6 protein-coding genes and 1 pseudogene are annotated in these 5,990 nt (G+C 61.0%); 4 read left to right on the top strand and 3 right to left on the bottom strand.

The window, feature by feature from the left end:
* Positions 1 to 303, bottom strand: a pseudogene (locus A3764_RS07855) (zinc transporter); the annotation flags it as partial.
* Positions 304 to 412: 109 nt separating this feature from the next.
* Between A3764_RS07855 and rpsA the strand changes: the two are divergent.
* From rpsA to A3764_RS07835, 4 genes are all read left to right on the top strand, one after another.
* A complete protein-coding gene (gene rpsA / locus A3764_RS07850) occupies positions 413 to 2,260 on the top strand; it encodes a 30S ribosomal protein S1 (protein WP_269084897.1) in 1,848 nt (615 codons plus the stop codon).
* A 282-nt stretch (positions 2,261 to 2,542) separates the two neighbouring features.
* Positions 2,543 to 2,827 (top strand): integration host factor subunit beta, encoded by a 285-nt coding sequence (gene ihfB / locus A3764_RS07845; RefSeq protein ID WP_067919891.1) that lies wholly within the window; start codon positions 2,543 to 2,545, stop codon positions 2,825 to 2,827.
* Positions 2,827 to 3,177 (top strand): lipopolysaccharide assembly protein LapA domain-containing protein, encoded by a 351-nt coding sequence (locus tag A3764_RS07840; RefSeq protein ID WP_067919893.1) that lies wholly within the window; start codon positions 2,827 to 2,829, stop codon positions 3,175 to 3,177. The genes ihfB and A3764_RS07840 overlap by 1 nt, the downstream gene beginning before the upstream one ends.
* Positions 3,178 to 3,226: 49 nt before the next feature.
* Positions 3,227 to 3,913 (top strand): phosphoribosylanthranilate isomerase, encoded by a 687-nt coding sequence (locus A3764_RS07835; RefSeq protein ID WP_067919895.1) that lies wholly within the window; start codon positions 3,227 to 3,229, stop codon positions 3,911 to 3,913.
* A 38-nt stretch (positions 3,914 to 3,951) separates the two neighbouring features.
* On the opposite strand, the gene kdsA is transcribed toward A3764_RS07835, so the two are convergent.
* Positions 3,952 to 4,785, bottom strand: coding sequence for a 3-deoxy-8-phosphooctulonate synthase (gene kdsA, locus A3764_RS07830; RefSeq protein ID WP_067919897.1), 834 nt, complete (start codon positions 4,783 to 4,785; stop codon positions 3,952 to 3,954).
* Positions 4,782 to 5,990 (bottom strand): capsule biosynthesis protein (locus A3764_RS07825; protein ID WP_067951431.1); only part of this gene is annotated, 1,209 nt, incomplete at its 5' end. The genes A3764_RS07825 and kdsA, both read right to left, overlap by 4 nt.

Below are 5,990 nucleotides of genomic sequence, written 5' to 3'. Positions count from 1 at the left end.
ATCGAGCACGACAGCCATCAGCAGGCCGCCGCCGCTGTCTTCGCCGACGTGGCGGTCGATATACATGTCCACCAGGGTGAAAATGACGGCGCCGCTCAAAAAGCTCAGGATCACGATGGGGATGGATGACGCTTCGGCGGCAGGTTCGAGCAGTTCCGCCATGACCGACACGATCAGTGCGCCGCCCGCCATCGCCACGAGGAAACCTTCGACCTTGGAGGGGAATTTTCCGTAAAGCCCCCAGGCCGCGCCGACGATCAGCGCCGCGGAAATCACGATGATGACAAGGATGACCATCCACATGCCAAAGGAACGCCGGAACGGGGCGGCGGTTCCGCCGGAAACAGGGGGATAGGCGGGGGCACACGGGCTTCGGGGCTTGCGAAGACGGCTGGATTGACCTATACGCGCCATGTCTAAGAAGCGGGCACAGCTTCGGGCGGGATATCTCAGGCAGGGTCGGTTTCAACCGGCCCTCTTTCTTTTGAACCCGACCCCGAGACCGGCATCGCGGACCAAATTCATCCCCAGACCGGCGGAGACAACCGCACGGCCAGAAACACATGATAAGGAAACGATAAGCTACATGACCAAAGCAATGGACGAATTCGAAGCGCTTCTTGAAGAAAGCTTCGAAATGGACACGCCCCAGGAAGGCAGTGTCGTCAAGGGCAAGGTGATCGCGATCGAAGCGGGCCAGGCCATCATCGACGTCGGTTACAAGATGGAAGGCCGCGTCGAACTCAAAGAATTTGCCGATCCCGGCGAGTCCCCCAAGATCGAAGTCGGCGACGAAGTCGAAGTCTTCCTTCGCCAGGTCGAGAACTCCCGCGGTGAAGCTGTCATCAGCCGTGAAATGGCCCGCCGCGAAGAGGCATGGGACCGTCTGGAGAAAGCCTACGCCGCCGAAGAGCGTGTCGAAGGCGCGATCTTTGGCCGCGTGAAAGGCGGCTTTACCGTCGATCTCGGCGGCGCCGTGGCCTTCCTGCCCGGAAGCCAGGTCGATGTGCGCCCCGTGCGCGACGCGGGCCCGCTCATGGGTCTCAAGCAGCCGTTCCAGATCCTCAAGATGGACCGCCGCCGTGGCAACATCGTGGTATCGCGCCGCGCGATCCTCGAAGAGAGCCGTGCCGAGCAGCGCGCCGAAGTCATCGGCAACCTGTCCGAAGGTCAGACGGTCGACGGCGTGGTCAAGAACATCACCGAATACGGTGCCTTCGTTGACCTCGGCGGTGTTGACGGCCTGCTGCACGTGACGGACATGGCATGGCGCCGGGTCAACCACCCGTCCGAGATCCTGTCGATCGGCGAAACGATCAAGGTGCAGGTCATCAAGATCAACAAGGAAACCCACCGTATCAGCCTCGGCATGAAGCAGCTGCAGGAAGATCCGTGGGATCTGGTCGGTGCCAAGTACCCGCTGGAATCGACCCATACAGGTCGCGTTACCAACATCACCGATTACGGCGCCTTCGTGGAGCTGGAGCCCGGTGTCGAAGGTCTGGTTCACGTCTCCGAAATGTCCTGGACCAAGAAGAACGTGCACCCCGGCAAGATCGTCTCCACCTCTCAGGAAGTGGAAGTCATGGTGCTGGAAATCGACAGCGCCAAACGCCGTGTTTCGCTGGGTCTCAAGCAGACCATGCGCAACCCCTGGGAAGTCTTTGCTGAAACGCACCCCGAGGGCACCGAGGTCGAGGGCGAGGTCAAGAACATCACCGAATTCGGTCTGTTCGTCGGTCTGCCGGGCGACATCGACGGCATGGTTCACCTCAGCGACCTCAGCTGGGACGAGCGTGGCGAAGATGCGATCCAGAACTACCGCAAGGGCGATGTGGTTCAGGCCGTCGTGTCCGAAGTCGACGTGGAGAAGGAGCGCATTTCGCTCTCCATCAAGAACGTCGGTGGCGACAAGTTTGCCGAAGCCGTCGGTGGCGTGAAGCGCGGTTCGGTCGTCACCGTGACCGTGACCTCCATCGAAGATGGCGGCATCGAGGTGGAATACGAGGGCATGAAAGCCTTCATCCGCCGTTCGGACCTGAGCCGTGACCGTGCCGAGCAGCGCCCCGAGCGTTTCTCCGTGGGGGACAAGGTCGATGTACGCATCACCAACGTCGATACCAAGGCACACCGCCTCGGCGTATCGATCAAGGCGCGCGAGATCGCGGAAGAAAAGGAAGCTGTCGAACAGTACGGTTCCTCCGATTCCGGCGCATCGCTGGGCGATATCCTTGGCGCCGCGCTGAAGGGCGACGAATAATCCATTCGGGTCTACCGATGAAAAATGAGGCCCCGCATCGAAAGATGCGGGGTTTTTTCGTGCCGAATCGACTGCGGCGAAAGTGCGCGCGTTCCTTGGCCGGTCACGTGTCGATTGGAATGCGACACGTATTCAGAGTTGAAACTATCGGAATATCAGCGACTTCCTGCACAAAAACCGAAGCTGTCCCAAACCGGTCACTTCCCGAACGGTGTGTTTTTCCATATAATCGCCTCAATGCTGCACCAACTATAAAAACAAGCCAGAGGGAGAACCAACACCGTGATTCGTTCTGAACTCATCCAGAAGATTGCAGACGATAATCCGCACCTGTACCAACGGGATGTAGAGCGGATCGTGAACACGATATTCGACGAGATCACCAATGCCATGGCGCGGGGTGATCGGGTTGAACTGCGTGGGTTCGGTGCGTTTTCTGTCAAGAAGAGAGAAGCGCGTGTGGGGCGGAACCCCCGGACGGGTGAAACGGTTGATGTGGAGGAGAAGCATGTACCGTTCTTCAAGACGGGCAAATTGCTTCGGGATCGCCTAAACGGGAAGACTTAATGCGTTATATCCGCTACCTTTGCATCGCCATCTTCGCGCTGGCGCTGATTGCCGTCGCGCTGGCCAACCGGGCCATCGTACCCCTGCGTGTCTTGCCCGCCGAAATCTCCGGCTGGTTTGCGCTGAACCCCGAAATCAACCTGCCGCTGTTCCTTGTGATCCTGGGCAGTATCCTTGCCGGTTTGCTCGTGGGTTTCATCTGGGAATGGATCCGCGAATACGGCGAACGCGCCGAGGCCGCCCGCAAGGAGCGTGAGATACGTCGGCTGGAGCGGGAGGTCGCCCGGCTCAAGGCCGAAAAGCACGAGGGCAAGGACGAGGTTCTGGCCCTTCTGGAGCAGACCGGCTGAACCACCATACCGCGTTCGGGGCCAATGTGCCCCCGCGCCCGGGGCGATCATGGCATCTGACGTGAACATCAAGATCTGCGGATTGACGGATCCGGCGGACATTCCGGCGGCGATATTGGCCGGTGCGCGCTACCTTGGTTTCGTTTTCTTCCCCAAGTCCCCGCGCAATCTGGAAATTTCGCAGGCGGCAGAACTTGCCGCCTCTGTGCCCGAGGGGATCTGCAAGGTCGCCCTCACGGTGAACGCCGATAACGGGGCGCTGGACGCGCTTTTGGCGCAGGTGCCCATCGACATGCTGCAACTTCATGGGTCAGAGACGCCCGAAAGGGTCGCCGAGGTGAAGGCGCGCTACGGTTTGCCTGTGATGAAGGCGGTCGGTGTGGCGGATGCCGACGATCTGCCCGCCCTCGATCGTTATGCCCGCGTGGCGGACCAGCTTTTGGTCGATGCCAAACCGCCGAAGGATGGCCCGCTGCCCGGCGGCAACGGGCTCGCCTTTGACTGGAACCTCATTACCGGGCGACGCTGGCCTGTGCCATGGATGCTGGCCGGGGGGTTGACCCCCGCCAATGTGGGTGCCGCCATTCAACTGACGGGCGCACGGCAGGTCGACGTCTCTTCCGGGGTGGAAGCCGAACCGGGCGTGAAGGACGCGGAGTTGATCCGTGCTTTCTGCACCGCTGCGCGCGACGGGGGTACAGCAGACAAGGTGCCGCATCTGCGGGTGTTGAAGTAGCGCGAGAGGGCGTAATCCTCGCCCCCAGCCGGGACCGCTCAGAAGGTCAGGGGGTGTTCCTTGGCGATAGCGTCGAACCTCATAAGCAGACGGATGAGCGCGGGCATCTCATCGAGGTAGACCATATTCGGCCCGTCCGATGGCGCGTTGTCCGGATCCTCATGGGTTTCGATGAAGACGGCCGCCACGCCCGCGGCCACTGCCGCCCGTGCCATAAGAGGCGCGAATTCTCGCTGGCCACCGGAGGAGCCGCCCTGACCCCCCGGTTGCTGAACGGAATGTGTCGCATCCATCACCACGGGATAGCCTGTCTTGGCCATCTGGGGCAGGGCGCGCATGTCTGCGACCAGTGCGTTGTAGCCGAAGGACGTTCCCCGTTCGGTCAGCAGGATGTTCCGGTTTCCCGTGCTTTCGATCTTGGTCACGACATTCGCCATGTCCCACGGGGCAAGGAACTGGCCCTTCTTCACATTCACCGCCTTTCCGGTCCGCCCGGCGGCGAGCAGCATGTCCGTCTGACGGCAAAGGAAGGCGGGTATCTGGATGATGTCCGCAACCTCTGCCGCTATCGCGCATTGGGCTTCGGTATGTACGTCCGTCAGGACCGGCACCTTGTTATCGGTGCCCACGGCCTGCAGCACCTTGAGGCCTTCGTCGATCCCAAGACCGCGTTTGCCTGAAAGAGACGTGCGGTTGGCCTTGTCGTAGCTGGCCTTGAACACATACTGGGCACCCGCTTCGGCACAGGCTTCCTTCATCCGGCCTGCGATCATCTGGGCATGATCGAGGCTTTCAAGCTGGCAGGGGCCTGCGATCACCGTCAGCGGACGGTCCTGCCCGATGACGACATCGCCGACGGTGACTTGGGTCATGATGTAACCTGTTCTCTGAGGATGGAGGCGGTGAGCGACAGCATCAGGTAGATACCCGCAAATATCAGAAATGCCAGCACTGTGTTTTCGAACTTGCGGGGATAGGTCGGCTCCTGCGGGGCGACGGGGCGCACGGCGACGGTGAGGTAGCGCACCTGCCGTCCCGCCTCTGTACGGGCCTGATCCATTTGTGTCTGCGCCGCCTGAAGGTTCGCATCCGCGGCGGCAAGGTCTGCCTGCGCCAGTTGCAGCGCCACGGCCTGCTGGGCGAGTGAGCCTTCGCCATCGGTGGCGTTGTTCATGCGGTTGTTCAGTTTTTCCAACTGCGTCGAGATGCGCCGGATATCGCCCTGCACGCCATCGACCTTGGCCCGGTTCGGGCGCGGGTTGTCCAGCAGGGCAGCCAGTTCCAGTTCCTTTTCGATCAACAGCGTGTCGTAGTTGGTTATCTGGGTTCGGATGGAGGCGATCACCGCTTCGGGATCCACCCCGTTTTCTACCTGCATCTTGATCAGTGATTCCTGCGCTTCGCGGCGTTTTTCAACGGCGGACTCGTAGCCCGCCAGGCCGTCGCGCATGGTGTCTTCGCGCTTTTGCTGCGACAGGCTGTTCACGCGTTCTTCGGCGTAGTTCAGCAGGTTGCGCGAGAAGGTGGCGGAAATTTCCGGATCGGCGGCGATCACTTCCATACGGATGACGCCCTCTGTCGGGTCATAACCGATCTTCACGTTCTTTTTGTAGATCTTGTAGGCGTCCTCGTTCGTCGGATCCTCTTCGAGGCGCTGGATCGGGTCGATGCTTTTATCCGCGAAATGCGACTTGAAGCCCGCGTCCTTGTCGAGGCGCAGCATCGCGTCCTTGGATTGCAGATAGGCTTGAGTCGCGATGCTGTCTGCGGAATTGGCGAATTGGGTCGGCAGTAAGCCGCCCAAGGGTCCCGCACCGCCGGAGCCTTCGTTCTGGATGATCAGGAACTGGCTGTTGGTGGCGTACATCGGCGTCGCGATGTTGTAGAAATAATACCCGGCGAGGAAGGCGGGCAGAAAGACGAAAAACGCCAGCCGGACCATGAGCAGGCCCAGTTTGCGGCGGCGGCGGCGGCTGATGTCGCGCTGGATTTCCGAAATTTCGCGGGTGCGTCGTTCGGCGGGGCTCAGTTCGGTGGTGGGAAGATTGCGCCGTCCGGTGGGGACGGTCTGGGGCAG

Source organism: Sulfitobacter sp. HI0129 (assembly GCF_001635395.1).
Taxonomy (GTDB): Bacteria; Pseudomonadota; Alphaproteobacteria; order Rhodobacterales; family Rhodobacteraceae; genus Sulfitobacter.
This window is presented reverse-complemented; position numbering and strand designations above follow the sequence as displayed.

Excerpts from the sequence above, each read along its gene's own strand:
- rpsA (WP_269084897.1), top strand. The coding sequence starts at position 413 with ATGTCTAAGAAGCGGGCACAGCTTCGGGCGGGATATCTCAGGCAGGGT.
- A3764_RS07840 (WP_067919893.1), top strand. The coding sequence starts at position 2,827 with ATGCGTTATATCCGCTACCTTTGCATCGCCATCTTCGCGCTGGCGCTG.
- A3764_RS07835 (WP_067919895.1), top strand. The coding sequence starts at position 3,227 with ATGGCATCTGACGTGAACATCAAGATCTGCGGATTGACGGATCCGGCG.
- kdsA (WP_067919897.1), bottom strand. The coding sequence starts at position 4,785 with ATGACCCAAGTCACCGTCGGCGATGTCGTCATCGGGCAGGACCGTCCG.